This window comes from Glutamicibacter bergerei, from assembly GCF_054495185.1.
The window spans coordinates 373,556-399,330 of sequence record NZ_CM137131.1; the positions used below are offsets into that span (position 1 = coordinate 373,556).

The window sequence follows — 25,775 nt, forward strand, 5'->3', positions numbered from 1 at the left end:
GGTCTAGCTTTTTGGTCTGCACGCTTACACGCAGACGCTGAGCTCAGGAAAGATTAGCCTTTTCCTTTGCCTTTCTTATCACCCTTGGTGATGTCCAAGACCTGTGCGCGGTCGCCGGTCTCGTTCTTCTTCTTTCCGAGCTTTCCGGTGCTGTTGTGCAGGTGCAGCAGAAGTGCCTTGGAGGCAACGGATGGATCCGCCACGGTCACCGGAATGTTGGTGCCCTTCAGATCGGTGAAGACGGTGCCCTGAGCCCCAAAATCAACCTGAGGTTCGGCAACGTTGAACTTGACCCAGTCGGTCTGATCCACGGGGATCATCGCGCCCTGATCGTTGGTGTGGTACCAGGAGTAGCTCGAAACACTGTAAGAGATTTCGGCTGAAGTTTCATCCAGTCCCAGCGCGGCAAGTGATACCGGCAGGATCGCTACGTTGGTGTCGAAGCTGTTGGTATCAACATCTCCAAGCACTCCATTGACTGGCTGCAGGTCTACCTGTGCACCGGTCGTCAGGTCGAAGGTGGCCGCTAGGTCAAGGTCGATTCCGTCAAGTGCGGTCGTGAAGGTTACGAAGTCGGCTTTGCCGTCACCGTTCGTATCGATGTTGACGTCCAACTCGGTACCGCCGGCAAGGTGTGCCCAGTTATCCCAGGTGGAGATGCCGATGTTCAGTAGTCCATCGGCCATACCGGTTACCGGCGCGGTGCTGGCTGCGCCAACGTGCTGCAAATCCATCGCGCGGGCTGCTGGAACGCTGTCCATCGACTTAGGACCGCGCTCGCTCGAAGCACCAAGTTCAAAGGCACCCAGGAGGGAAGTGACCGAGGTGGCCCCCTCGCCTACACGGATATCCTTACCCTTGAGTTTCAGCTCGGTGGTGTTTGCACCCTTCTTCAGCTTCTTGACTGAAGCGGTCATATCGGCTGCGAGTTTAGGTGCTGCCTGCACTGGAACACGCAAGGTGGGAGCCGTTGAACTGGTCAACTCAACGCGACCACTAGCATCTGATACCCAGGCGCGGGCCAGACCCTGCTGGGCGGTCTCCATAGTTGGGTCCAAAGTCTTGACCCACTTCTTGGGATCCACCTGCAGAGTAACCTTGACCCGAGTCTTGGCACCTGGTGCCAAGCGCACGCTGTTGCGATCTAACGAAAAGCTGGTGCCAGGAATCTGCGTAGCAGGCACGTAGTTGACCTTGTAGGTCTGGGCCTTGTCGCTGGTGTTCTCTACGGTGATTGAACGTGTGTCGGAGAATTTCTTCTTACCGTCAATTTCAAGGACACCGAAGACCACGCTGGTCAGATCTGCTGCCTTCGAATCGTAGGCAATGGCTGGGGTATCAAGTGCTGCCTTGGCCATGACGCGGCCCGAGCCAACACGGTTTGGACCGTAAGCCTCGCCATTAGCCGCAAAAACATCCGCTGCTGCGGTGTTCATGATGGTGCTCTTGGCTTCGGCTGCGGTGAGGTTCTTGCCCTGCATGACCAGTGCTGCCACGCCGGCAACCATTGGGGTAGCCATCGAAGTGCCGGACATGACCGCTGGTCCGTTACCGGTTCCAACGCCAACCGAGCCGATCTGCGTGCCAGGTGCTGCAACGTCGGGCTTTACTACGCCGTTAGAGCCGTGCACGCCTCGTGAGGAGGACGAATTTAAGGTGTCCTTGACGCCTGATTCGCCGGAAGCAGCGCCAACGAAGGAAGCATCTAAGGTGACTTTCAGGTCTCCTGCCTCGGCGGCTGGGCGTAGCTTATTCGAGTAGTCCAAGGTGAACTGTGCACCTGGGATATTCGCGTTGCCTGCGATGCCAGCATCAAAGAGGTTAGTTTCAGCATCTAACAGGACACCGGTGGCACCGGCGGCTTCGGCGTTGTTGAAGCGTGCGCCGGATCCACAAGGGAACTCGCCGTCTTCGCTCCACTGCAGCCAAACCCACTTTCCTTCCAGCGAACCTGATTCAAATTCTGTACAACCAAAAGCGTTGTTGGCCGGAGCCATTACTACGTCACCGCTCAAGTCGGCCGGGTCAGCAGAAGTGTAATTGAAGTTTGACGAGTACTGGCCTGCGGCGGTACCGGCAACATCGTCAGGCGCATCTACTTGGACCTTATCCAAGGTGACCTGGGATCCCACGGTGTTTGCGACGGTCAACGAGGAACGAGAGTTACCAGGTGAGCCGCCAACGTCGGTGACATCACCAGCGTTACCCGAAGCGATGACCGAAAGGATTCCAGCTTCAGAAAGGGCATCGACAATGTCATTTTCTGGGTCTTGAACCGGTGAATGATCCGAGCCGAGGGACATGTTGACCACATCGGCGCGGTCAGAGAAATCTCCGTCACCGTTTGGATCAAGCACGTAGTCCAGTGCCTGCCCCACCACCGAGGATGAACCACCGCAACCGAAGACGCGGATACCAATTAGTTGAGCTTCGGGAGCGGTGCCCGGGCCAACCTTCATTTTGGCGACTTCATCGGCGGTCAGTGAGGAGTAGTCACCTGTGAAGGTGGAACCGTCGGCGTTAACGCCGTAGCCGGCCGCCGAGCCTGCAACGTGCGAACCGTGACCTGCAGCTTCGCAGTCCAGTGGATTCGGGTCTGGGTTAGGGACTGGCTGGTAATCCGGGGCGTCGGGGTCAGCGTTGTAGTCGTCGCCGACAAGATCCCAGCCACCAATGAACTTCTTGCTGTCAATCAATCCGGAATCCGCGGTAGGCAGTTCTTTGGAAGCCTGCGCCTTCTTGTAGCCCTCAATGGTGCCTGGTCCACCAAAGCCTGAGTGGGTGTAGTCAATGCCCGTATCGAGCACTGCGATCTTCACGCCTTCACCGGTAGTATCTAGCGCGGTCCATGCGTCCAACGCTTCGGTGTCAATGACCGCACCGCGGTTAGAAGGAGACTTGGGCACGATGGCGCTGATCTTCGCGACATCTGTACGTTCGGCTAGCGCACGGAGCTCTTTGGCATCACCGGTGAGTGCAACGCCTCTCAATGCGTTGGAAGTTGTGTAGATAACCTCGGATTTAGCTTCCTTGGCCAGCTCTTTACCCTTGGACTTAACCTGGGCACGGACAGATTTAACCTTGTCCTTGTCTTTTTTCTTACCGGACTTTTTTACCTCTTTGTATGCGCCGTCGCCTTCGAGCTGAACGAATACCGAGACCTCGCCGGTGGCCTTGGCTAGTTGCCCGCTGACTTTTAGTCCTGAAAGTGTCTGGCTTTTGACGATGGGCAGTGAGGCTGCATTTTCACCGTCGGACGGTTGGGGGATGTTGGCAGCTGATGCCGGGCCTGTCATTGTGACAGCCAACGCTAAAGCGGTGGCTGAGCCCAAGATGAGCCGCGGCAATCGTGGATTGCGCCGAGTGACCATGATTCTCCTAGCTGAGCTGAAAGCGGGATGCTTTCATGTGAAGATGCAACGGTTTCCACTCACAGCATGAAGGTGCGTATTGAGTGATGACCGGAGCCGACGTCCGCTAAAACGCCGAGTCTCCTACTGTGGAATCTTAGGTGACCCACGTCATATATCAAGGGGTTATTGAATAGTGATCTTTGGGAAAGAAAAGTATTCTGCACTTGCTTCATATTCAAAACCGCGAATCACCAAGCAAAACAGCGCCTACTCAGCACCTAGTGGTCGAGGACTTTTTAGATATTTTTAATCGATTGTTACCAGTGGGTAATGGTTTCATTGCTTAGTCGCGTTCAAATGTGCGCAGAGATCGCGGGGCGGGGTCGTGAATTTAGAAATAGCGGGCGCCACATACTCCGCTAGAGCATGCTGCGCCCGCTAAATGAACTTAAATCAGCTAACTGAAGTGGCGGTTAAACACGGCCGATAAAACTGTTCACTCTTTCGTCGAGCAGTTCGATACGTTCGGCAACAACTACCATCGGGTCAGGGTAAATCGCGTTCTTTGGAGGTGGAATGCGCACATTGGTTGAGCATTCAAAGTTGGAGCAAATCATGGTGCCCAAGGTGTCACCGTCGCGTCCTGGTTGGCCTGCCCGCCGGGTGCTGAACACCCCGACGTAACAAGGAATATTCACGTCTCGGCACATGTCGCACATGGCCAGGCTGCTACGCTTTCGTGTCCCATCTGCTGAACGCAGCAATAGTGCCCGCGTTTGGCCAGCAGCGTTGCTGTGGACAAGATAACCACGCTGTGGCATTTTGGGATCGCGCCATCCAAGGTACTCAAGATTGTCCCAGTCCAACGTCGCAAAATTTTCTGGCAACGTTAGCTTCTTCGTTTCACTGCGAGAGGCATTAACGAAGGCGGAGCGAATGGTTTTTTCTGACAGTGGCTGCAAGGCAGGTCCTTAAAATGTGCTGCGCGCACTCAGGGCACAGGAAAGTTGTGTGGAAGAAGAATGTCCCATCAGCAACGAATTCACAGAAGGTAGCACAAATAAGCACCAGCAACGCCGGCGGCGTTGGCAGTGGAGTTTTGGAAGCTACCCGTCCGTCGAGGGGACGAACGGGGCAGGTGTCAAAGTGGCTTGCATAGCCGACCTCCCTACCGCGTGCCCGGGCACACAACGTCTTGACAGTGTGAGCTCCAGAGTTAAATCTGGAGTCGTGATCTTTTAATCATAACAAAGGCCACACCCAACCGGATGTGGCCTTTGTCGCTTGCGGTGCCAGGCGCCTTAGCGCCGGCCGCCCTGCCATAGCGCGTCAAAGGGGGTGTTTCCTGAGACGCGGTTTCGGATACCCTCGGTGACAAAGGTTTTCGCGGTGCGTGCAGCTTCCAACGGAGTTGCGCCCTTCGCTAATTCGGCGGTAACCGCGGCGGCCAGTGAGCAGCCTGCTCCGGACACAGCAACTTCGCCGATCTTTTTCTCACGGAGTACTTCGAGCGTGGTTCCGTCGTAGAAGACGTCAATAGCGTCCTCGCCGGCAATGCGTACGCCGCCCTTGGCGAGTACGGCTGCTCCCGAAATCTCATGGATTTTCTTGGCAGCAGCAATGAGGTCATCCTCGTTATCGATCGAAAGCCCGGAGAGCTGTTCGGCTTCGAAGTGATTCGGGGTGACGAAGCTAGCCAATGGAAGTAACGTCGATTTCAGAGCTTGGTCAGTATCTAACGCATGGCCTGGCTCCTGACCCTTACAGATCAACACTGGGTCAAGCAGTACGTTGTTCCATTTCTGGGACTGCAACGCGGTGGCGACAGTGTTGATCGTGGCTGGTGAGCCCATCATACCGAGCTTGACAGTGCCAAGCTGACCTTCGTAACAGGTCTGAATGGCTTCGAGCTGATCTGCAATGACCTGCTGATCTACTGGAACGAAGCGGTGGTTCCAAGAGTCCTTTGGATCAAAGGAAACGATGCATGTCAGCGCAACAATGCCGAAGGTGCCGAGCTCCTGAAAGGTTTTCAGATCTGCTTGCGCTCCGGCGCCTCCGGTTGCTTCCGAACCGGCAATAGTCAAGGTCAGGGCTGGGCCTGAGGTATTTGATGAAGTAGTCATAGTCCCATTTGAAGATAGTACGGAATGTATTGGTGTTTAGCTTTGCTGCCAGATGCTGATACTAGTAGCTTTTGACCAGCCCTCGGTCATCGAACCCAGCTGGTCCGCACTAGCAACGAGCAAAATCCACGGCAGTCCGTGACTGTAGGCAGCCCCGGCAAAGTTTGCAAGTACCGCACGACGTACCAAGTCCGGATTGGTTGGCGCCTGCAAATCAGGGTCTGAAAGAAGCCCATAAGTCGATCCGTAATGCATGCGTCCACGGGCTACCGGGCGGTCGAATTCAGCGACTTCCACGACGTCGTAATTGTCCATGGGCGCTTCAAAAACGCTTGAGGTTTCCGCGAGTTTGACTACCTGCTCAACATCATCTGGTTTTGCAGCCAGCAGATTCATCGCGGAAGTTTCATTCCAGCCTGCCGCTTTAAGCGATTCTGCAACCTCCGTATTTGGTGCCCCGAGCAAGATCAGACGACGGTACTCGCTACTTGGGCTCCAACCGCTGGTCGGCCAATAACGTAGAAGTTCCGGGTCTTCACCATTGATGTCAACGGAGCGTAGCTGACCGGTACTCGGGAATGTGGCAATGCGATCGCGGAGCAGGGCATAACTCTCGGTCCACTGCGGCAGGGGAGTCGCGTTTCCGCTCATAGTGACATTAGCTCCTAAACACCTTGAAAATAATGGATCGGTACCTTCGACTTTACGCCTTAAAGATCGTGAATATGCAACGGCGAAGCCCGCGTGCTGATAGGTACTTATCGTGAGCTAGCGCAGGGTCTATTGCGCAAGGGGCAGGTAGCTGGGAAGACCCGTGTGCGCCTACGGAAATGGTAGCTAAGAGGCTTTGGCTTTGCTGGACCGATGTTCATAGGCAGATTCAACGGTCGAGGTTGTTCGTTCCTGTATGGAACTCGCACCTGAATCCATTAGGGAGAGCACATCTTCAAAGAGCGAACGTACTACCGGCAGTCGGCAGAGGATGGCGAATTTGCCAATAACCGGGGCTATGCTGCGCATCAGCGCACGTGAACGGCGCTGATTGGGAGAACTGTCGTAGGCCCAAGTCGAAAAGATCTGCCGTGACAGCAGCCAGAGAAATCGGGGTAAATCACGCCGGATTGCCAGCGGGGGAAGCGGACGTGCTCCAACAACAACGCTTTCCCATAAAGTCATCTCGATCTGTGTGAGTTCGCTATTTTCGAGGTCTCTTGAGAGTAAAACCTTGAGAAAGGATGGCCCGAAATCGTGGTATTTCTCCATCACCTGCACGCTGGCGTCGAAGGCAATGCGGATATTCGCCTCTAAGGTGTTGCCTTCGTCGAGTTGTGCACTGCATAACTCAAATTGCTCGGTCCGCAGCGCGATGAGCAGTTCAAGAACTATGTCTTCTTTTGACCCGAAGTAGTAATAAGCGTGTGAAAGTGAAACTCCGGCACGCAGCGCGATAGCACGCATGCTGGCGGCCTGATATCCGTCTTCGGCAAACGCGTCCAAAGCCGTGCGCAGTAGTTTGGCTTTGGTTTGTTGTCCTTTGCCGGTGCGTGGCTGATTCAGCGGAGTTGGCTGGCTAAGAGTTCCCATACTCTATTGAGTGTATCTAAATATTGAACGCGTTCAAAAAGCTCTCTAATTTGCTGCAAATGATGCGGGTCGAGTCACGACCATTTTTCTTTCCTCGATTTCATATTTTGAAGAGTGCAAGGTGAGATGGAAGATTAAGTATTTTGTGCTTCAATAAACCTAGTTACCGTGAAGTAGGTCACTGGAGTGGGTTGAGGTCTTCATGGGATACTTACTAGGTAAGTGCTAATACAGCGGGACAGCGCTCCGGCACATCATGACAGGTCAGCAAACTATTGTTGATTAATCAGGTGTCGGTCCATGCGGAGTCTTGGCGAACCACTTTTAACGAGGAAATTTTTATGGGCGAACCGAACGCCAAACCAATAAGTACCCGAGCCTCCAAAGCGATATTTGCCAGCGCCGGATCTCCATATTTTTCTGCAGTGCTCGCGCTCATGGGCGCCATAGTCATACTCTCCAATATCGGAGCCTCAAAGGGCGTGACTATCGGGCCGTTCATCACCGATGGCGGTTTCTTCCTTTTTCCCCTGGCCTACATTCTTGGCGATGTGATTTCGGAAGTCTATGGGCTCAAAGCTGCTAGGTGGTCTATCCTGGTCACGTTTGTACTAGCGTTCTTTGCGGTGTTCGCCTTTTGGATCATGATTCAGTTGCCGTCGGCCGAATTTTACGACGGGCAAGAAGCTCTCGAACGTACGCTAGGACCTATCTGGCAGATTGTTCTGGCATCAGGCTTGGGCTTTCTCGTCGGACAGCTGGCCAACTCGTGGGTCTTGGTCCGTATGAAGCAACGATTTGGCGAACGTGGACTGGTAGGCAGGCTCATCGGGTCAAGTGGTGTCGGAGAATTCCTTGATACCTTGATTTTTTGTGCCGTGGCGGCACCTGTCATCGGAATCACCGATATGCCTAACTTCATCAACTATGTAGTGGTCGGATTCGTCTACAAGACGGCGGTGGAAATCATCTTTGTACCGGTCACTGCGCTAGTAATTCGTTGGTTCAAGAAGCGTGAACCAAGTTATGCAGCACCCGCACCAGGTGTCTAAACTCGATTTTCAATCAGCAGTTAGGATGACAGCCAAGTAACCTCGTGCTCGCTAAGCTAAATAAATGAGCTCAGGCGACAGGCAAATCGAAACCGACGAACTGCTGATTGGCTATGCAGGGCAGGCTCTTTGTGAACCAATTAGTTTCTCCGTGCAAACCGGAGCCGGGTTGGGGATTATCGGTCCAAACGGGAGCGGTAAATCGAGCCTCATTCGAACCGTGTTAGGACTGCAACCAGCGGTTTCCGGGACTGTCATTTATTGTGGTTCCCCCTTAGATGAAGGTTCGGCGCGGTTTCGTCAGGCAGTCGCCGTCCAGGTCACCGACGGTGTGTTTTTTGAAGAATTGACGGTGGCTGAACATCTTGAAATGGTGGCCCGTGGTCATCGGATCAAAGCGTGGCAGGCAGCGGTCGACAACGAGCTAGAATTTTTTGAACTCACTGAAGTGACGCAGCATCTACCTCAGGAGTTATCGTCTGGCCAACGGCGCAAACTACTGTTGGCGGCCGCCTTGATCCGCCCGGCGAGCTTACTCATCTTGGATGAACCGGAGCAACGGCTAGACCAGCGCATTCGAACTAAGCTCTATCGAAGGCTTCGTCAATTGCGTGCCAAACAGGTAACCCTGCTCGTGGTTACCCACGACCCCCAGCTGATTCGTGAATGTCTTGACGAAGTAGTGCTGTTGGATGGCGATCAGGTGCAAACGATTGACGCGCAGTCAGGGGCGTTGTGGCTTGAACGCTAAACGAGCCTCCGAGGTAGAACAAACCTATGACCCCAGAGAACTGATCCGCACAGTCAAGAAACTTCGGGATCGCTCAGCCCGCATCGACGCATTCTCCGATGGGTATATCTGGGTGCTGTTAGCGGTTGTCGCACTGGTCTATTTGTTTAGCGCACTTTCCGGGGTGATCTTCGCGCTGCAAGGTGCAGCGGGAAATGCAACGCGACTGCCCAGCGCCGTCTGGGATTTACAGGAACTGACGGTGGCCCTACTCCCAGTCATGCTGCTGAGTTGTTTTAGGGGACTATTATATCTGGGCCCCTGTGGTCTGCGGCCCGACAAAGCCGCCTGGTGGTTACCACTAGCGGTGGATCTCAGAGGGATACGAAAACGTTCATTTTATAATGCACTCATCCTCGGCGCTCTGCTCAACAGCTTTATCGGAATCTTGTGGCTGGCAGGCCTCTTTACTCTTTCTGGTCGTTTTGAAGTTCAGGTGTTCTTCTTTGGTTTAGTTTTCTTCGCCGTGACGGGAACTTTGCTCAGCGCGATTGCAACTCATGCGCAAATAGCTGCGCAGGCGCGGGTAGTACGCAGAATCTGCCGTCTGCTCTTGACGCTCTTTGCTATGGGACTGAGCATTTCGTGGAGCCTGTTACTAACTGAGAACGCATGGGCCCAAGGTGCTTATGGGCTGCTTGGAGACCTGGCCTTTGACCCAGGTTTCTGGGCCTCTGGCTGCGTGGGGGCACTGCTGCTGGCAACCATAGTTATTTGGCAGGCAACGCGCAAAATAGACCAAGTGAAGGCCAATAGCCTACGACTGGCGGGGCAGAAACAGAATGAGCTTGTCGGTTCTTTGGCTCAAATGGAATTGAGCGGGATGCTACCGGCTACAGAATCCGTAGGTCCCCGATCAAGAAATTCTTGGCATCGGCCGTTGCGCCACCTGCCAGTGGTTCTCCAGATTCTTCTATTGCGATATCTGCGCGGAGGATATTGGCGTGCACCAGGAAACTTGGTATTGCTGACTGTCGCACTGGTTTTAGCGGTACGTTCCATCGCTAACCCACTGGCAGTGACCGGATTTTTTGTGTTGCTGTTATGGGTGCTGACGGAGAGCTTCGGCCGGTTGAACCGCCCACTGGCCAGCGCGCCAGGGTTGGCACAGATGTTGAGCCAGCCGCGCACCGCCTTAGTCCGCCCGGCCATTGGATTCACGCTCTGCATGATTCTCGTAATTTTGAGCATCTGTTCGTTGCTTCCGTTAGCACTAGGCATGATCCCCACAGCGAACCTTGGATTTTGGGTCCTTGGCGTATTGGTGGCCGCCAGCGGTACGAGTGCTGCTGCCTGGGGCCGAGCCACGCGTGGAGAACGTGACTGGGAAGCACTGATTCTTGGTGCCAGCAATGAGATAAACACCGGTTCGCTGATGCTTATCGAACTCAGGTATTTCCTCCAAGCGGTAGCCTCGGGGCTGCCCCTGATCCTGCTGTTGCTAACACCAGTCTCAACCGTGCCATGGGGAATCTGGGCGTTCGGATTGCTGTGCGCTTACCCGGGCTACGCGGCGCTGCGACGAGCCGGTGAATCAGCAACCTCACATCCGGTAACTAACGGCCAATAAAGCGCAACGGCGGGTATCGATGATTACTAAATTTCATCGATACCCGCCGTTATCAAAGAATGCAGTTAAAAGTTAGGCAGGCAGTCCTTGTGGATCGGGGTTGCCGGCGTAGTACTCCGACATGACCTTTGCCTTCAGCTCGAAGAAGCTACCGTCTTCAATAGCGTTGCGTGCCGAATCTACCAAGCTGACAGTGAAGTGCTCGTTGTGGATCGAAATGAGCGTGTGGCTGAGCAGTTCTTTGGACTTGTGCAGGTGGTGAATGTAGGCGCGAGTGAAGTTCTGGCAGGTGTAGCAGGAGCAGTCTTCAACCAACGGGGTGAAATCGCGCTTGTACCGGGCACCGGAGAGATTAAACCGTCCGTGTGGCGTGTAGAAGGCGGAGTTCCGGGCCACACGAGTGGGAGAAACACAATCAAAAGTGTCTGCGCCATTTTCGATAGCCGTAAAAATGTCATCTGGCTCGGAAATTCCCAACAGGTGGCGTGGCTTGTTTTCCGGAAGTTCTTCGGAACACCACCCCACGATGGTGCCAAGGTTTTCTTTCTCTAGGGCGCCGCCAATACCGAAACCGTCAAAAGCCATTGCCCCGAGATCTTGGCAGGCCTTACGGCGCAGGTCTTCATATTGAGCACCTTGAATCACACCAAACAGAGCTTGGTACTTTTTGCCCGCACGTGAATCGGTCAGGGAAAAATGCTCAGCAATGCAACGTTGAGCCCACAATCGGGTGCGTTCCAAGGACTCCACCTGATAACCGCGGGAGTTCTGTAAGGTGGTCAGCTCGTCAAAAGCGAACATGATGTCGGCACCAATCTGGTGCTGGACGTTCATCGAAATTTCTGGGGAGAAACGGTGTTTGCTGCCATCAAGGTGGGACTTGAACCAGACCCCATCATCATCAACATTTGCTAGGCGTTCTTTGCCTGGAGCAACCGCGTCATCCGGGCCAGATTGGTCCACGGATTTCATATCGATGACCTTCTTGAAACCCGACCCGAGGCTCATTACCTGGAAACCACCGGAATCGGTGAAGGTAGGACCTTCCCAGCTCATGAACTTGCCTAGGCCACCGGCTTCGTCGAGGATGTCGGAACCGGGCTGCAAGTAGAGGTGGTATGCATTGGCAAGCACCGCTTGCGCGCCGAGCTCTTCAACCTGTACCGGGGTTAGCGCCTTGACGGTGGCTTTGGTGCCGACCGCAATAAAGGCAGGGGTTTTGATTTGACCATGCGGGGTATTGATCACGCCGGTACGGCCCAACATCGGCTCACCCTCCGGAGAGGTCAGGCGTGTACCCACCTCAAAACCGAACTCGGCTTGGCGGGAATGCGGGGTGCTGGGGTTAAAGTTCTTCTCGGACACGTAACCAGTGTGCCGTATCAGGTGCCGGGTGAGGAAAACGACAGCCCAAAAGTGAGCCAAAACCTAGCGTTCGACTTGGTCAAAGACGAATAATACTGTTAACGGCACTGTGTCGTAAACGACGGAAGGATCTAGTGAATTTCCAAAATTTTAAGGAATCCGCACGTTCCTTGGTGACCTTGGGTCCTGCTCGGAAAGATCACTGGATCGGTCTACGCACAGGTATCGGCGTCTTCGCGCCACTGATTTTTTTACTCCTCATCAACCGGTTAGACCTGATGGTCTTTGTGGTCTTTGGTGCGTTCACCGGCGTTTACGGTCGTGTTGATGGGTACTGGAATCGGTTGCGCATGCAGAGCCGTTCCGGATTGCTCTTCTTCGTCGTGATTGGGTTGGCGCTGTGTGCCTCCACTTTCTGGATCGACCACGATAACCCCGAGTTCAAGGCCTGGCAGATTGTCGGAGCCACCACGTTGGTAGCCGGTATCTGCTCCGTAATTACGGGATATCTGCGGTTGCGTCCAGGCGGCTCTCTGTTTCACATCTTCGCCTTCGCCGCAATTGCCTCGATTGCTAAGCCGGCGCCCTTTGGCGAAGCCATGTTTGCTGCGGCAGCTACGATTTTGTTGGCGCTGTTCATTGGCGCCAGTGGGGCCTTGGGTCAGTGGTCAAGTCTGTGGAAACGCACACCCTTGCCACCGCTGTCAGATAACGTACGCAAGGCGATCTGGTGGGAGGGTTTGTTCTATGTGCTCACCGCCGGCGTAGCTGGCGCATTAGCGAATATTGTCGGTAGTCAACTTGAAGCTGGCCACAATTATTGGGCAATGGTCGCCGCTGTGGTGCCGTTGGCAGGGCACACTACGGCTCTGCGCGTACGTCGCGGCGTACACCGTGTGCTCGGCACGTTGGCGGGCATGCTGCTCATCGCGCTGCTTATCGTGCTGAACCCAGCCATGTGGATCCTCGTGGTCTTCATTGGGCTATTTCAGTTCTTGGCCGAAATGCTGGTAATGCGCAACTACTTCCTTGCTCAGGTATTTATTACCCCACTGGCTCTGGTAGGCACCAGTCTGATCACCGGGTTGTCCACCGCGGTGATGTATGACCGTGTAGTTGAAACGGTCATCGGTTCCGCGGTGGGCATCCTTGGTGTGCTCGTTGGTAGCTGGTTCGGCAAGCGCATGCGCCCGCGCCTAGGTGTTTCCGAGCAGGGTTAATAATGATCTACTTAAATATTGATTCCGACATGGGCTAATGCCTGTCGGAGAATATTTTCTCGACCCCCGGCGAACTCACCTTGAATGTCTTCGCTCAGCGCTTCGGCGGGGGAGAGCCAAGTCAGTTCGAGGGCGTCTTGACGCGGAGTTGATTCACCACGTACCGGAACGATATAGCACATCGCTACGGCATGCTGACGGTCGTCAGTCAGTCCAGTTTCACTGGGCGAGGGGAAATACTCAGCAACGGTGAAAGGTACCGGAGACGCTGGGAGCTGGGGGAGCACCATGGTGCCCAGATCCTTTTCAATGTGACGGATCAACGCCGCCCGAATCGTTTCTCGGTACATCACACGGCCGGAAACGAAGGTGCGTAACATCTGCCCGGACTCATCCCCGGTCAGTAGCAGGCCCACCTCGTTGACATAGCCCAGTGGATCGAGGCGCACGGGGATAGCCTCAACATAGAGCATCGGAAGACGTTGGCGGGCTTCGTAGAGGTCTTCTTCGTTGAGCCAGCCTGGATATGGGTCGGGCGTACGCACATTCATAGAACCATCTTCATACATAATTGCTTGTGTGTGGTGAACTTGGCGCTGTGTTGCGTAATTCACTGCCAATGCGCACCACCCGCTCTAGTGCGTAAAAAGTGTGAACTGTAGGATTAGTTGAGTCGTCTCATCAAATTTGGCGGCTTCTCTCCCCCGACTTCTCTCGGAAGCAGTGTCCTGCCTTGACGAACGCCCCAGAGCGCTTGAGCAAAAAGAATTTCACCACGATTGCGGTACTGATCGTATCTAGCTTCGTGGTCATCCTCAACGAGACCATCATGAATGTGGCACTGCCTGTGCTGATGGTCGAATTTGACGTCACCGCTGACGCGATCCAGTGGCTGGCAACTATCTTCATGCTCACCATGGCCGTAGTTATCCCAATGACAGGCTTCCTCTTGCAGGTGCTGAGCACCCGCAAGGTTTTCCTCTTGGCGATGGGCATGTTCGCCTTAGGCACCACACTGGCCGCGTTGGCGCCAGGTTTCGGAGTACTGCTGGTAGCCCGCGTCATCCAAGCCTGCGGTACCGCGGTGATGATGCCATTGCTGATGACCACGATTCTTGATCTGGTTCCGCCAGCACGACGTGGCGTACTGATGGGCAACGTCTCCATCGTCATTTCCGTGGCACCAGCCATTGGCCCGACGCTGTCCGGTTTGATTCTGCAGTACCTGTCCTGGCGTTTCATGTTCATCGTGATCATCCCAATTGCTATCTTGGCGCTGGTTATCGGCACCCCACGATTGGGTAATGAATCCGGGCAGGCAAAGACCCCATTGTCCGGGCTTTCAATCTTATTGGCGGTACCCGGCTTCGGTGGCCTAGTCTTCGGGCTGAGCCGGTTGTCTGCCGGTGGCGCCTCGGCACTAAATGTGGGAATCCTTATTCTTGCGGTGTTGTGCTTGGCAGCATTCGCATTCTTGCAGGGCCGATTGCAGCGCGAAGATAAAGCGCTATTGGACCTACGCCCACTGACCTACCGCGATTTCACGCTGTCGCTGGTGCTGATGATGTTTGCGATGGTGGCATTATTCGGCGTAATCATTCTGCTTCCAATGTTCTTCACCAATGTGCTTGGAATGGAGACTCTGACTACCGGACTGATCATGCTTCCTGGTGGCTTGTTGATGGGTATTCTGGCTCCATTTGTCGGCAGAATGTATGACAAAGTTGGTCCTCGTCCACTGGTAGTTCCCGGTGCGCTGGTGCTCACCGCGGTGTTATTTGCCTATGCATTGATTCTGGATTCCACCACGCCAATCTGGCTACTGGTAGTGCTGCACCTGGCGATGAGCCTAGGTATGGCACTGATCTTCACCCCGGCCTTCACCACGGCGCTCAACCCACTGCCACACCACTTGCACTCCCATGGTTCGGCCCTGCTCTCAACCTTGCAGCAACTCGGTGGCGCGATGGGTACCGCGTTGGTAGTCGGCGTGGTTGCTGCGACCACAGCTTCAAAGCTTGCTGCCGGAAGCGACGAGCTTGTCGCAACGGTGGAGGGATTCGCTCCTGGTTTCTTCGTGGGAGCTGCTTGCGGCGTGGGAATCCTGGTCATCGGTTTCCTGATGGGTGGCAAAAAAGAGCTTGCGGCTCAGGAGCCTGAAAACGCTCCGGCAATGCACTAATTCAGTTTTTATGGCGGTGCCAATGGCCATCGGATTCCGGGTTTCCCGGAAACTGGTGGCCATTTCCGTCTGAACAAATGCTAGGTATCCTAGACGCCACTGGGACAGCCTGGCCTGATGAAAAAGCGGCCAGGCTCATTCAAGCGGGCAGTTTAGGTGTTTAGTGCTGGAGCTCGCTCGTACCTCATGAACGAGTTTGAATGGCAGTACCAAAATACCTGATGAACAGGAATAGTGTTGACGTATACACCGGCGTCACACTCTGAGGAATAGGAAAGAAAATGTCACTCAAAGAGCAGCTTCGAACAGACAGCATCACGCAGCTGAAGGCAGGTAACAAGATGGAACTGACCACCTTGCGCAATGTCTTGGGCGAAATTGAAACTCGTGAAAAGTCTGGCAAGACTCCTACGGAACTGAACGACGCGGAGGTGGAAGCGCTCATCCGCAAACAGGTTGCTAATCGCCATGAAACCGCGAAGACCTACACCGACAAGGGGATCTCCGATCGAGCTGCGGCTGAAATAGCTGAGGCAACGTTCCTTGAAGGATATTTACCTCAAGCATTGAGTGATGATGAGGCTCGTTCGATTGTTGATTCGGTGATTGCTGAGTTGTCTGCCGAACGTGAGCTGACGATGAAAGATATGGGCTCCGCAATGAAGCTAATCAACGCTCAGGTCGCTGGTCGCTACGATGGTAAAACTCTTTCAACGCTTGTTCGCGCAAAACTCGCCTAAACATGTAATTGGTGGTCGGAAGGTAAACTTCTGACCGCCAATTTTTTTGGTTAACCTGAGAGCTGGGGTATACGCCGGTAGTTGTTGAGGATCTTGTGCAACCGTTAGGGATCCAACGATGGCTTCGGCGTTTTGCCATCTCAACTAACGGATACTTCTCAAATCTCCTCGCGAAGGTTAGGCTAAATTTCACGTCAACAACGCTCAAAAGGGGATTTGATGGAACTGCGAGATACCGTCGCGCTCGTCACCGGAGGACTATCCGGTCTGGGACGAGCTACAGCACAAAAACTTGCCGAGAGGGCCACGCACGTGGTGGTGCTGGATCTTCCTCGTGAAGATGGTGATGAAATTGCGGCACAGATTGCTGCAAATGTTCGCTATGTTCCTGCTGATGTGACCCAAGCAGAAGATGTGGCTGCTGCGGTGCAACGAGCCACCGAACTCGGGCACCTGAGAACCGTGGTGAACTGCGCAGGAGTGGCCACTCCAGGAAAGGTGCTCGGACGCGAAGGCGTTATTCCACTGCAGAAATTCGCTAAGGTCTTGGAAATTAACGTCACCGGTACCTTTAACGTGGTGCGTCTGGCGGCTGAAGCTATGGCACACAGCGAAGCGGTTGTCGACGCAAACGGCACCAGTGAACGCGGAGTGATAATCAATACCGCGTCGGTGGCCGCTTTTGATGGTCAGATTGGTCAGCCCGCCTATGCTGCTTCTAAGGGTGCGGTGGCCGCAATGACGCTGCCTTTGGCTCGCGAACTGGCAGCTCACCAAATTCGAGTGATGACTATAGCACCGGGAATCTTCCACACGCCCATGATGGATGGACTACCGCAAGCGGCTCAGGATTCGTTGGGCGCACAGGTGCCTCATCCGTCTAGGCTGGGACGTCCCGACGAGTACGCGGATCTAGTGGCGCACATTGTTGCCAACCCAATGCTCAACGGTGAAACGATCCGACTCGATGGTGCCATTCGGATGGCCCCACGTTAAGCTTCGGCGCGTAGCCCACGCTGGATTCGATGTTCTGCGTGAGCTATGTGGAACCGTCGGCTTTCGGCACAGATAAAGACGATTATTGCCATGAAGACCAATAACGCGGCAAACCATAGAGGTGCGCTTTCTTGGCGCCAAGCACTGAACGCGGCCGATAACATGCCGAGGCCGAAACCTGCGGCGAAGGCGTGACGGCCGCGTTCTGTCTGCGCGAATGCTGCCGCCAGCAGTGTCACCACAACACTTACGATACTGATCCACAGTAAGTGTCCTGAGCTGTTCCAGCCGGCGGCGGAGAGCCACAGCTGCACGGTGAATACCAGCGAAAAACCACTGAATAAGCTCACGGGTAGATCGGTGGCGATGCGCTCTAAATGATTACGCGCGGTATGTCGATTCATTTGGAGCATCCCATACAACCCGAAGCCGGTAGCCAAAGTTGCAAGTATCGCTCCTGGCCAAAGCAAAAAACCGGCGGTAAAGGTCAGTGCACAGGCCATCAACGCTGCGGCGGAGAGGCCATAGACGGTGATGGCTCGTTGCCTCCGTGAGGAAAGCTGATGCGGCAACACCGAATAAATGGCGCTGGCGATCATCAGCACCGCAATGGCTGGCCAGATGAATGCCAAAATTTGCGAGGTGTCCAAAATGTTTGTTCGGGAACCAAAGCTGGTATCCAGCGCAGCATTTAAGGAAGTGATCAGTAAGAGGACTGCGGCTAGTCCAAAAAGTCCGGAACGAACCTTGTCAAAGGTTTCTACTGCAGGATTTGGACGACGGTCAGGAGCGGCGTAGGGCAATTGCAGGCTCTGCTTTTGTGAGGCGGCGGCAATAGCCTGTTGGGCTGAGTCCACTAGCGAACGTAAATTCTCGGTGGGCTGCGGCTCTGCCATCGGTTACCGTCCTTAGCTGTGTGCTTCAAGACCCCTGACGCTACTCGTCAGGTGTGTGCAACAGCCTAGGATAATCCACTGGCTTTTAGAAGAGGGGCTTGGTCTATGGCGCTTCTATTAGACGTTGTTGCGAGCTGAAACTACGCGGTTTTCCGGTGAGTGGGTCGGTAAAAGAAATTGTGTGGGCCAGCAGCTGTAATGGGCGAGAGTAGTCATCGGGAGCCAAATCCCACAGTCGCGGATAAAACGCATCATTGATGATGCCCAGCCCCAGAGAAGCTAGATGGACACGTAACTGGTGGGTTTTGCCGGAGAGCGGGTCCAGATCCATCATGGCTACCTTCAGGCCCGTATGGTGACCCTTGCTAGTGCCGATGGCCCCCAAAGAAATTTTGGTTTGTGCGTTGGGTACGCCCTCTTCAACCGAGGAACGAAGTTGGCCCTTAAGCTTGGCCATCCGGTTTTCAAAGACCAAAGGCATTGACTGCAACAGCGCATCTAATTCTTGGGCAGTGCGGACGTTGGGGTGTTCTCCATTAGCTTCGAGCACCCGACCGGTCTCTAGGCCTGTCCCAGGTTCTAGAGCAACGACCGCCTGATATTTTTTGGAGATCTTCCGATTTTCAAAAAGCAGTTGATAGGCGCCGCGAGTTTGCGGGTTTGCCGCGAACAAGATCACGCCGGCGGTGGCACGATCCAATCGGTGCATGGGAACCAGATCCGGGTTCCCTACTTGGTTTCGCAGGCGGACCAACGCGGATTCCTGGATGAACCGACCTCCGGGAGTGGAAGGCAAAAAATGCGGTTTATCCAAGGCTATAAGGTGTTCATCTTGATGCAAGATTTTTGCTTCAAAGGGGATCGGAGTTTCTGCCGGCAATGACCGGTAATACCAAATGAACTCGTGTTCTCCCAGTGTGGTGTTGATGTTCAGTGGAACCCCACCGAGACCAACGATTTCCTGCTCGTCAAAGCGGCGCATGAGACCGTCCGGATCCACATGGCCGAAGCGTTCCAGCAGGTAGTCTGCGACGGTGTCCCATGGCCCAACCTTGGGCACACGCAAACGTGTTGCATTGACGCCGTTACGTACCGGGAGTGGGGAGAGCATAGCCATAAGGGCTATTCTTTCATTTCCTGGCACGCGGGGCAGTAATAGCAGTCTCGTTCTAGCCCGGTATTCTGTGCGGCAAGTTTAAACAGCTGAATTTTAGTTCCGCAGCGTAGACACGGTTTTGCTGCACGCCCATAAACCCACAGCGGCTCTCTGCTGTGCGGATCCCCGGTAGTGACCCGTTTGCCACGATCTTTGTTAACCTGTAGCAGCCGGTGGGAGAGCTCAACAATCCGCGCTAAATTCTTGACCCTACCTACCGGCGTCAACGGGTGGGTCCTGGCTAGAAACAGCACTTCACAGCGGTATACGTTACCGATTCCGGCCAGCAAACGTTGGTCCAACAATGCGTCGCCAATGCTTCGCTCGGGGTCAGCCAATAGGTTCTTTCTCGCCTGCTTAGAATCCCAATCAGCGCCTAACAGATCCGGTCCAAGGTGGTCGACTAGGTCTTGCTCTTGGTCGGTAGGAATCAAATCCACCTGAGCAATATCAAAACCGACGGCGGTGGCATATTCGGTATAGAGAACTACTCGGGCCGTATGCGCTGGACGTTTCCAACGCTCGGCAGGAGAATACACATCCCAACGGCCCTCCATTAATAAATGAGAATGTAGCGTCACCGGCTGAAAATCGCTACCGGCAGGTGGGACTAGGCGCATCAGCAGGTGTTTGCCTCGCGGGCGGACCGCGTCAATCGTATAGTCTCTCAGATCCGTGGTGGCTAACTGAGGAACTCGAAAGTCACTGCGTAGTAGCTTGTGGCCGGCCAGGGCATGATGCAACCGAGCGGTGGCACGATAGACGGAATCGCCTTCGGGCATGAACCCTCCTGAACTTGTAGTGATTAGCGGCGGAACCGAATTCCCTGTGGAGTGGAATAAAATCCTGCGGCAAGTAGCGGAGCTGCCAAAGGATGTGAACTGACCGATTCGCCATTGACCGTGGCCATGGCAATCTTGTCTACCTTTGCGGTGCGCAACGTCGTCACAAGTTCAGATGCGAGCAGCTGCCACGCATCTTCTGAATGCTCACCAAAGGTTAGTACGGTTCGGCCCCCACGTTCCAAATAGAAACAGAGCGAACCGTCGAGCAATCCGACTAAAGCGCCAGCCTTACGTCCCGGACGGTGCCCGGTATCGCCCACCGGCCAAGGCAACGCGCCACCATAGGGATTCGCCGGGTCTGTGGAAGCTAAGACAGTGGCCGTGGGTTTGCGGCGTGGATCATCAGCTAACACAAAACCGCGTAAACGGTCGATGGTATTGGAAGTGGAGAACTGGGCGGCACCGAGTTTCTCGATGAAGTATCCGCGGCGGGCGTGGCCTGCTTCTTCGAGTTTGGACAGCACGCGGTACAGCTGTCCAAATCCTCCGGGCACAGCTTCGGCAGCGACCGAACCCCGGGTGAGAACGCCGTAGCGCTCTAGGAGCACCTCGGCGGTGGCATGGGCGGCGATGGTCAGGTCCGTGACCGGAGGCGGGAGTAAAGCCCACCTTGCACCACCACGGACCGAACGAGCGGACTGCCCTGCTTGTTCGCGAGCCAAGCGGTTTAATCCCGATAACCTGTTAAGTCTTGCCGCGCGTGCTCGCGGGGCAGGCTTAGCGATTTTATGCGCGGTGCTGCCACCTGCAAGGTAACCACGCACCGGAGTGAGTGTGTCCGGGGAGATGAAACCGGCCCAGAACAGGTTCCAACAGGACTCGGTGATTTCTTGGTTGCTCGGTGGCACCTCTTCGCTGTGGTGTAGTAGCGCCGCAATTTCTTCGGTGAAATAAGCACCGGTACTTTGAAATGAGTTCAGCACCTTTAAGTCCAGCGCGCTCAACTCGCTGGTATTTCCCCCGGGCAGGGTGAGCGCCGCATGTTCGGCGGTGTGTAAGGACAGCCATCCGTCCTTGCCTCCGGCGGCTCCCGCACCACAAATCAGAACATCACCGGAGCTAGTTAATTCATCTAACCAAGCACTCTGATAATTGCGTAGTCGGGCTGGAAGAATGAAGGACTCAAGCGCGGAGGCAGGAAGATCTGCGCCAGCTAATTGAGCAATCACTTCGTAGACTCCATCGCTTCCGGTCAGCTGGGAGGCGACCTGCTGCCAGGTGGGTAAGAACCGGGCATAGGTGGCTTGGTCTACCGGTTCCACCTCGGCACGCAAAGCCGCTAACGAGCGGGTGCGGATAGTGCGCAATACCTGGATATCGGTATATTCATCCCCCGAAACACCGTCCGGGACTAGCTCTAAAGGACGGAAAGCTCCTAGCGATAATCGTCCGGCGGCCACGAGTTGGTCCATCACCGGACGCAGCATCGCAACACCCAGCCCCAATGCTGTTGCTAATTCGCCGGCCGTAAATGGGGTGTGAGTGCGCGCGTACCGAGAGACCAGGTCCTGAACCGGTTGTGTTGCGGGTTCCAAGAACGAGGCGGGAATTCCAGTGGGTAGCGGGGTGCCTAAAGCATCACGAAGATTAGCGGCATCTTCGATGGCTGCGTAAGAGTGCTTGCCTCCCAAACGTAGGGTGAATGCGCGGCGGGTGGCCACCAAAGCTTCGGCGTGGATTCGGGCGGTCTGCTCATCAAGTGCTTCATCCTCGTGCTCCGGATGGCGTAAGCGCAGTGCAAGCTGGGCTGCACTCATCGGTCCGAGTAGACGCAACAGATCCGCCACTCCTTCAACGCCGCTGAAGCGGCGGGTTGGCGCTAAATGTTGCAACTGGTCGCCAAGTTGCGCGATCACCTGTGCGTCGAGGACCTCGCGAACGTCGTTGCGGCCTAGTAGTTCACCAAGCAGTACCGGGTCTAGGCTGAGTGCCGCGGCACGGCGCTCAGCTAAAGGCGCATCGGATTCGTAGAGGAATTGAGCTACGTAGCCAAAGAGCAAGGATTGCGCGAAAGGGGACGGGAGTTCTGTTTGTACCTCCACCAGCCGGATGGCGCGGGAAGAAACGTGGGAGAGGATTTCACGCAGCGCAGGTAGGTCATAGACGTCGTTCAGGCATTCGCGAACGGTTTCCAAGATGATCGGGAAGTCCGGGTAGTTACGCGCTACGTCTAGTAGCTGACTGGCGCGTTGGCGTTGCTGCCATAAGGGAGTGCGTTTGGTGGGATTGATCCGTGGCAGCAACAAAGCACGCGCGGCACACTCACGGAAGCGGGCGGCAAATAACGCGGAGTTCGCTACCTGGGAGGTAACTACGTCAACGATTTCATCTGCTTCGAAAGCGAAGAGTTCAGCCCCTGGCGGTTCATCATCCATCGCGGGAATGCGCAAAACAATCCCGTCATCGGCTGCCATCGCCGAGGCATCCAGCCCCCAGCGTTCACGTACTCGGGCGCCGATGGCCAAGGCCCACGGTGCGTGGACGGACAGCCCGAAGGGGGAGTGCAGCATCACGCGCCAGTCGCCCAGTTCGTCGTAGAAGCGTTCGATGACAAAGTTTTGATGGTTCGGCACCTGACCGGTGGCGCGTTGTTGTTCGCCCAAATAATTCAACAGGTTATTAGCGGCGTACGAGTCCAGTCCGCTATGTTCCAGCCGTGAGGCGGCCTCCCCGCGTTCTTCGGCGAGCAGCCCGGCGGTAAATTTGCCTAGTTCGGCGCCCAGCTCTACCGGGCGGCCTAGCCCATCGCCATGCCAGAACGGTAGTTTGCCTGGCTGGCCGAAGGCTGGGGTGACAAGCACCCTGTCGTGGGTGATGTTCTCGATACGCCAGCTGGTAGCACCGAGTGCGAAGACGTCTCCCACCCGTGATTCATAGACCATCTCTTCGTCAAGTTCGCCCACTCGTTTGGGGGCTTTGTCATCTTCCGAGCCGGCGAGGAATACACCGAACAGTCCGCGGTCCGGAATGGTGCCTCCGGAAATCACTGCAAGGCGTTGGGCCCCGGGGCGGGCGGTGAGGGTTCCGGCATCACGGTCCCAGACCAGTCGTGGCTTCAGCGTGGCGAACTCATCGGAGGGGTACTTGCCCGAGAGCATATCTAAGGTGGCGAGGTAGACGCTGCGTGGCAGCTGCTGGTAGGGGGCTGCCCGGCGAACCGTATCAAACCAGGCCTCGACGTCCAGTTCATCCATGGCGACCGCCGCGAGGGTTTGTTGGGCCAGCACATCTAGCGGGTTGGCGGGGATGACCATTTTTTCAATGGCGCCATCTCGCATACGGGTGACTACAAGCGCGGTAGAGAGCAGATCTGCGCGGTGTTTGGGGAAGAAAATACCCTTGGAAACGGAACCCACCTGGTGTCCGGCACGTCCTACGCGTTGTAATCCGGAGGAGACAGAGTTGGGGGATTCGACCTGGATGACCAAGTCAACCAGTCCCATATCGATGCCCAATTCCAGTGAGCTGGTGGCAACTACCGCACGTAGCCTGCCAAGTTTGAGGTCTTCTTCAATTTGGGCGCGAGAATCCTTGGACACCGAACCGTGGTGCGCTCGCGCGAGCAGTGGTGCTTGAGGGTCGCTGGCCGCGCTGGATCCTGCCTGAGCCATCATTGCTGCCGGGCTGGAAGTTGCGGCGTTTTCGGCAGCGAATCCCTCACGTTCGGCGTAAATTTCATTTAGTCTGCCGGTGAGCCGTTCGGCCAGACGGCGCGAGTTGGCGAAGATAATTGTCGAGTGGTTCTCCAGGACCAGATCAACGAGTTGGTTTTCCACATGCGGCCAGATACTTGCCCCTGCTGTGGGCGAGGAACCTGGACCGAGATCGTGGGCTCCTGCCGCAGCAGGAAGGTCTGTCATGTCCTCCACCGGAACGCGGACCGCTAGTTCCCATTTTTTAGTGGATTTTGGGCGCACAATATTTGCTGGCGCAGAACCTGCAAGGAATCTAGCTACCTCTTCGGGTGGCTCAACGGTGGCCGAAAGCCCAATGCGTTGGGCAGGCACCGACAAGAGCGAATCGAGGCGTTCTAGGGACAAAGCTAAGTGGGTGCCGCGCTTGGAACTAGCGATTGCGTGCACCTCATCGATGATGATGGTGTGCACACTGGTCAAGGTCTGCCGTGCCTGGCTCGTCAGCATCAGATACAAAGATTCGGGTGTCGTGATCAGGATGTCCGGCGGGTTCTTTAACAGCTGCCTGCGCACGTTCGGGGGAGTATCACCGGAGCGCACCCCCACGGAAACCGAGGGTTGAGTGATCCCCAATTCATGCGCGGTGGCGCGGATCCCCGCCAGTGGGGAACGCAGGTTGCGTTCAACGTCCACACCCAGGGCCTTGAGCGGTGAAATATAAAGCACTTTAGTGCCGGCACCAGAGCCTTGCGTGGTTTCAGGTTCCAGCCCTGGCAGTGCTGGTTTGGGAACTTCGGCTTGGTGTAGCCGGTCTAATGCCCAGAGGAACGCCGCTAGGGTTTTACCCGAACCAGTGGGCGCGATGACCAGCGTGTGGTGGCCACTGGAGATTGAATCCCAGGCGCCTACTTGGGCTGCCGTTGGTTCGGTGAAAACGTCCGTGAACCACTGACGGGTCGCCGCGCTAAACCTGGAAAGAATCTCGTTCATGGAATTGATACTACGTTCTGATGCCGACAGTTGACACGCTGTGTGCAGACAACTGCCAGCACGAGTTCTCACGGATCTCGTTCACCGGATGGAACGCCCAGAATTGAAAGGAGCTACCCGACTTTGGATAGCCATTGTTGAGAGACTATTCGGAGGACTGAGCCTCATTTTTCGTGCGTGTATTTTGCTGTGCTCCGAAACTACGACCAATGATGTCGGCGGCGACACCGAGGGTGACAATCAGCCCTAGGTAGTACAAACGCGAGTTGTAGACTCCAGCTTGATGAATGCCAGATAACTGTTCCGATACGATCGGTAGCGCATCGACAACAAACCAGCCATTCACGACTTGTTGCTGCGGGGCTCCTTCGGTCATTAGATCGTTGCTCGACTTTGTAGCTTCGGCAACACTAATTTGATCTTCAGCCAAGGTAGGGTCTCCGACAGTGGAAAGCCCGCCGAGAGTGAAAAGCGAACAAACCGCGACAATGATCCAAACCAAGGCGCGATAGATGTTCAGGTTGAAGGCGCGTTTAAGCTTGGGTTTTGGCGTTTGAGTGTCAATTTTTTCGTCAGTTGGAACCTGGTCCATGATGTACGTCCTAGTCGATAAGTGCAAGCATTCAGGAAACTATATGGTTTAATCCAGCTTGTTTCCAGAATTACTCTACTTGAGTCAACAGACAACTTGATCGTGGATGGCTCAGACCGCAACTCATTGCTACGTGGAGAGCCGAGAACGTACGGAAGCTGCATTGATTGATATTGGGGACTGTTCACGTGAGGCAGATTCTGGTCTCCGAGAAAGAGGAGCGTTTAAACGTGGTGGTATTTGCCACCGGCGAGAATATCTTGGGCCCGGTAGAGCTGCTCGGTGAGGATGAGTCGCACCAGCTGATGCGGAAAGACCAGCTTAGACAAGGACCACTCAAAGTTCGCGCGCTGATGAACCGAGGCGTCTACGCCGTAAGCCCCGCCAATGATGATGACGACGTTGCGTGAAGAATCAATTGGGGCTCGTAGTGTGTTCGCTAGAGCAGGGGAGTCCACGTTCTTGCCACGTTCGTCGAGCAACACCACAAAATCACGGTCATCGATCTTCGCGAGGATTCGTGCAGATTCCTCGATACGCGCCGCATCGTTCTCACGCGATGAATGGTTAAGCAACTGCCACGACAGGTCAAAAGGCTTCTTCAGGCGCTTTTCGTAGCGAGCGATTCCCTCGTCTACCCAGGATTCATGTTTTTTGCCGATGGCCAAAATCTTGATCGTCAT

The 25,775-nt window shown here is 55.1% G+C and carries 20 protein-coding genes; 7 read left to right on the top strand and 13 right to left on the bottom strand.

Going from position 1 to position 25,775, the window contains the following annotated elements:
• Positions 1-53 precede the first annotated feature (53 nt).
• The 5 genes from ACX5K5_RS01755 to ACX5K5_RS01775 all read right to left on the bottom strand — a co-directional run bounded on the left by ACX5K5_RS01755 (position 54) and on the right by ACX5K5_RS01775 (position 7,063).
• The gene (locus tag ACX5K5_RS01755; RefSeq protein WP_188687243.1) at positions 54-3,371 is read right to left on the bottom strand and encodes a S8 family peptidase; all 3,318 of its coding nucleotides are present in this window, start codon (positions 3,369-3,371) and stop codon (positions 54-56) included.
• Positions 3,372-3,826: 455 nt separating this feature from the next.
• Positions 3,827-4,240, bottom strand: coding sequence for an FBP domain-containing protein (locus ACX5K5_RS01760; RefSeq protein WP_459174919.1), 414 nt, complete (start codon positions 4,238-4,240; stop codon positions 3,827-3,829).
• A gap of 414 nt (positions 4,241-4,654) precedes the next feature.
• Positions 4,655-5,479 (bottom strand): hydroxymethylpyrimidine/phosphomethylpyrimidine kinase, encoded by an 825-nt coding sequence (locus tag ACX5K5_RS01765; protein ID WP_443446825.1) that lies wholly within the window; start codon positions 5,477-5,479, stop codon positions 4,655-4,657.
• Positions 5,480-5,515: 36 nt separating this feature from the next.
• The gene (locus ACX5K5_RS01770) at positions 5,516-6,130 is read right to left on the bottom strand and encodes a hypothetical protein (protein WP_096257533.1); all 615 of its coding nucleotides are present in this window, start codon (positions 6,128-6,130) and stop codon (positions 5,516-5,518) included.
• Positions 6,131-6,316: 186 nt separating this feature from the next.
• The gene (locus ACX5K5_RS01775; protein WP_096257534.1) at positions 6,317-7,063 is read right to left on the bottom strand and encodes a TetR/AcrR family transcriptional regulator; all 747 of its coding nucleotides are present in this window, start codon (positions 7,061-7,063) and stop codon (positions 6,317-6,319) included.
• Between the two features lie 341 nt (positions 7,064-7,404).
• On the opposite strand from ACX5K5_RS01775, the gene ACX5K5_RS01780 reads away from it, so the two are divergent.
• The 3 genes from ACX5K5_RS01780 (at position 7,405) to ACX5K5_RS01790 (ending at position 10,475) form a co-directional block, all read left to right on the top strand.
• Positions 7,405-8,115 carry a queuosine precursor transporter gene (locus ACX5K5_RS01780; RefSeq protein ID WP_459174920.1) on the top strand — a complete coding sequence of 237 codons (711 nt, stop codon included), beginning with the start codon at positions 7,405-7,407 and terminating at the stop codon, positions 8,113-8,115.
• Positions 8,116-8,179: 64 nt separating this feature from the next.
• On the top strand, positions 8,180-8,866 hold the full coding sequence (locus ACX5K5_RS01785) for an ABC transporter ATP-binding protein (RefSeq protein WP_443443452.1): 687 nt from the start codon (positions 8,180-8,182) through the stop codon (positions 8,864-8,866).
• Entirely contained in the window at positions 8,856-10,475 is a 1,620-nt protein-coding gene (locus ACX5K5_RS01790; RefSeq protein WP_443460050.1) for a hypothetical protein, read from the top strand. Before ACX5K5_RS01785 ends, ACX5K5_RS01790 begins: the two co-directional genes overlap by 11 nt.
• 72 nt (positions 10,476-10,547) lie before the next feature.
• Here ACX5K5_RS01790 and tgt read toward each other — a convergent pair whose 3' ends face one another.
• Positions 10,548-11,840, bottom strand: coding sequence for a tRNA guanosine(34) transglycosylase Tgt (gene tgt, locus ACX5K5_RS01795; protein WP_188687238.1), 1,293 nt, complete (start codon positions 11,838-11,840; stop codon positions 10,548-10,550).
• Positions 11,841-11,974: 134 nt separating this feature from the next.
• On the opposite strand from tgt, the gene ACX5K5_RS01800 reads away from it, so the two are divergent.
• The gene (locus ACX5K5_RS01800; RefSeq protein ID WP_441665199.1) at positions 11,975-13,060 is read left to right on the top strand and encodes an FUSC family protein; all 1,086 of its coding nucleotides are present in this window, start codon (positions 11,975-11,977) and stop codon (positions 13,058-13,060) included.
• Between the two features lie 11 nt (positions 13,061-13,071).
• On the opposite strand, the gene ACX5K5_RS01805 is transcribed toward ACX5K5_RS01800, so the two are convergent.
• Positions 13,072-13,611: an NUDIX hydrolase family protein gene (locus tag ACX5K5_RS01805; protein WP_096257539.1), complete on the bottom strand. Its 540-nt coding sequence runs from the start codon at positions 13,609-13,611 to the stop codon at positions 13,072-13,074.
• Between the two features lie 182 nt (positions 13,612-13,793).
• On the opposite strand from ACX5K5_RS01805, the gene ACX5K5_RS01810 reads away from it, so the two are divergent.
• The 3 genes from ACX5K5_RS01810 (at position 13,794) to ACX5K5_RS01820 (ending at position 16,978) form a co-directional block, all read left to right on the top strand.
• Entirely contained in the window at positions 13,794-15,242 is a 1,449-nt protein-coding gene (locus ACX5K5_RS01810) for a DHA2 family efflux MFS transporter permease subunit (protein WP_441665201.1), read from the top strand.
• A 281-nt stretch (positions 15,243-15,523) separates the two neighbouring features.
• Entirely contained in the window at positions 15,524-15,982 is a 459-nt protein-coding gene (locus ACX5K5_RS01815) for a GatB/YqeY domain-containing protein (RefSeq protein WP_443446823.1), read from the top strand.
• Between the two features lie 219 nt (positions 15,983-16,201).
• Positions 16,202-16,978, top strand: a complete 777-nt coding sequence (locus tag ACX5K5_RS01820; RefSeq protein ID WP_346060334.1) for an SDR family NAD(P)-dependent oxidoreductase — start codon at positions 16,202-16,204, stop codon at positions 16,976-16,978.
• On the opposite strand, the gene ACX5K5_RS01825 is transcribed toward ACX5K5_RS01820, so the two are convergent.
• The 6 genes from ACX5K5_RS01825 to ACX5K5_RS01850 form a co-directional block, all read right to left on the bottom strand.
• Complete coding sequence (locus ACX5K5_RS01825) at positions 16,975-17,874, bottom strand: TspO-related membrane protein (protein WP_443446821.1); 900 nt, start codon at positions 17,872-17,874, stop codon at positions 16,975-16,977. The two genes, ACX5K5_RS01820 and ACX5K5_RS01825, sit on opposite strands and share 4 nt — an antisense overlap.
• Positions 17,875-17,977: 103 nt before the next feature.
• Positions 17,978-18,985 (bottom strand): pseudouridine synthase, encoded by a 1,008-nt coding sequence (locus ACX5K5_RS01830; RefSeq protein ID WP_346060332.1) that lies wholly within the window; start codon positions 18,983-18,985, stop codon positions 17,978-17,980.
• 11 nt (positions 18,986-18,996) lie between these two features.
• The gene (locus tag ACX5K5_RS01835) at positions 18,997-19,812 is read right to left on the bottom strand and encodes a DNA-formamidopyrimidine glycosylase family protein (protein WP_096257544.1); all 816 of its coding nucleotides are present in this window, start codon (positions 19,810-19,812) and stop codon (positions 18,997-18,999) included.
• A gap of 23 nt (positions 19,813-19,835) precedes the next feature.
• Positions 19,836-24,500: an ATP-dependent helicase gene (locus tag ACX5K5_RS01840; RefSeq protein WP_459174921.1), complete on the bottom strand. Its 4,665-nt coding sequence runs from the start codon at positions 24,498-24,500 to the stop codon at positions 19,836-19,838.
• A 145-nt stretch (positions 24,501-24,645) separates the two neighbouring features.
• A complete protein-coding gene (locus ACX5K5_RS01845; RefSeq protein ID WP_459174922.1) occupies positions 24,646-25,092 on the bottom strand; it encodes a hypothetical protein in 447 nt (148 codons plus the stop codon).
• 224 nt (positions 25,093-25,316) lie between these two features.
• The gene (locus ACX5K5_RS01850) at positions 25,317-25,775 is read right to left on the bottom strand and encodes a 23S rRNA (pseudouridine(1915)-N(3))-methyltransferase RlmH (RefSeq protein WP_170947926.1); all 459 of its coding nucleotides are present in this window, start codon (positions 25,773-25,775) and stop codon (positions 25,317-25,319) included.

What these genes read in the sequence shown, in the direction of transcription:
- ACX5K5_RS01805 (WP_096257539.1), bottom strand. Translation starts at nt 13,611, where the DNA reads ATGAATGTGCGTACGCCCGACCCATATCCAGGCTGGCTCAACGAAGAA.
- ACX5K5_RS01850 (WP_170947926.1), bottom strand. Translation starts at nt 25,775, where the DNA reads ATGACGATCAAGATTTTGGCCATCGGCAAAAAACATGAATCCTGGGTA.
- ACX5K5_RS01775 (WP_096257534.1), bottom strand. Translation starts at nt 7,063, where the DNA reads ATGGGAACTCTTAGCCAGCCAACTCCGCTGAATCAGCCACGCACCGGC.
- ACX5K5_RS01765 (WP_443446825.1), bottom strand. Translation starts at nt 5,479, where the DNA reads ATGACTACTTCATCAAATACCTCAGGCCCAGCCCTGACCTTGACTATT.
- ACX5K5_RS01785 (WP_443443452.1), top strand. Translation starts at nt 8,180, where the DNA reads ATGAGCTCAGGCGACAGGCAAATCGAAACCGACGAACTGCTGATTGGC.
- ACX5K5_RS01830 (WP_346060332.1), bottom strand. Translation starts at nt 18,985, where the DNA reads ATGCTCTCCCCACTCCCGGTACGTAACGGCGTCAATGCAACACGTTTG.
- ACX5K5_RS01825 (WP_443446821.1), bottom strand. Translation starts at nt 17,874, where the DNA reads ATGGCAGAGCCGCAGCCCACCGAGAATTTACGTTCGCTAGTGGACTCA.
- ACX5K5_RS01835 (WP_096257544.1), bottom strand. Translation starts at nt 19,812, where the DNA reads ATGCCCGAAGGCGATTCCGTCTATCGTGCCACCGCTCGGTTGCATCAT.
- ACX5K5_RS01755 (WP_188687243.1), bottom strand. Translation starts at nt 3,371, where the DNA reads ATGGTCACTCGGCGCAATCCACGATTGCCGCGGCTCATCTTGGGCTCA.
- ACX5K5_RS01845 (WP_459174922.1), bottom strand. Translation starts at nt 25,092, where the DNA reads ATGGACCAGGTTCCAACTGACGAAAAAATTGACACTCAAACGCCAAAA.
- ACX5K5_RS01780 (WP_459174920.1), top strand. Translation starts at nt 7,405, where the DNA reads ATGGGCGAACCGAACGCCAAACCAATAAGTACCCGAGCCTCCAAAGCG.
- ACX5K5_RS01820 (WP_346060334.1), top strand. Translation starts at nt 16,202, where the DNA reads ATGGAACTGCGAGATACCGTCGCGCTCGTCACCGGAGGACTATCCGGT.
- ACX5K5_RS01770 (WP_096257533.1), bottom strand. Translation starts at nt 6,130, where the DNA reads ATGAGCGGAAACGCGACTCCCCTGCCGCAGTGGACCGAGAGTTATGCC.
- ACX5K5_RS01815 (WP_443446823.1), top strand. Translation starts at nt 15,524, where the DNA reads ATGTCACTCAAAGAGCAGCTTCGAACAGACAGCATCACGCAGCTGAAG.
- ACX5K5_RS01840 (WP_459174921.1), bottom strand. Translation starts at nt 24,500, where the DNA reads ATGAACGAGATTCTTTCCAGGTTTAGCGCGGCGACCCGTCAGTGGTTC.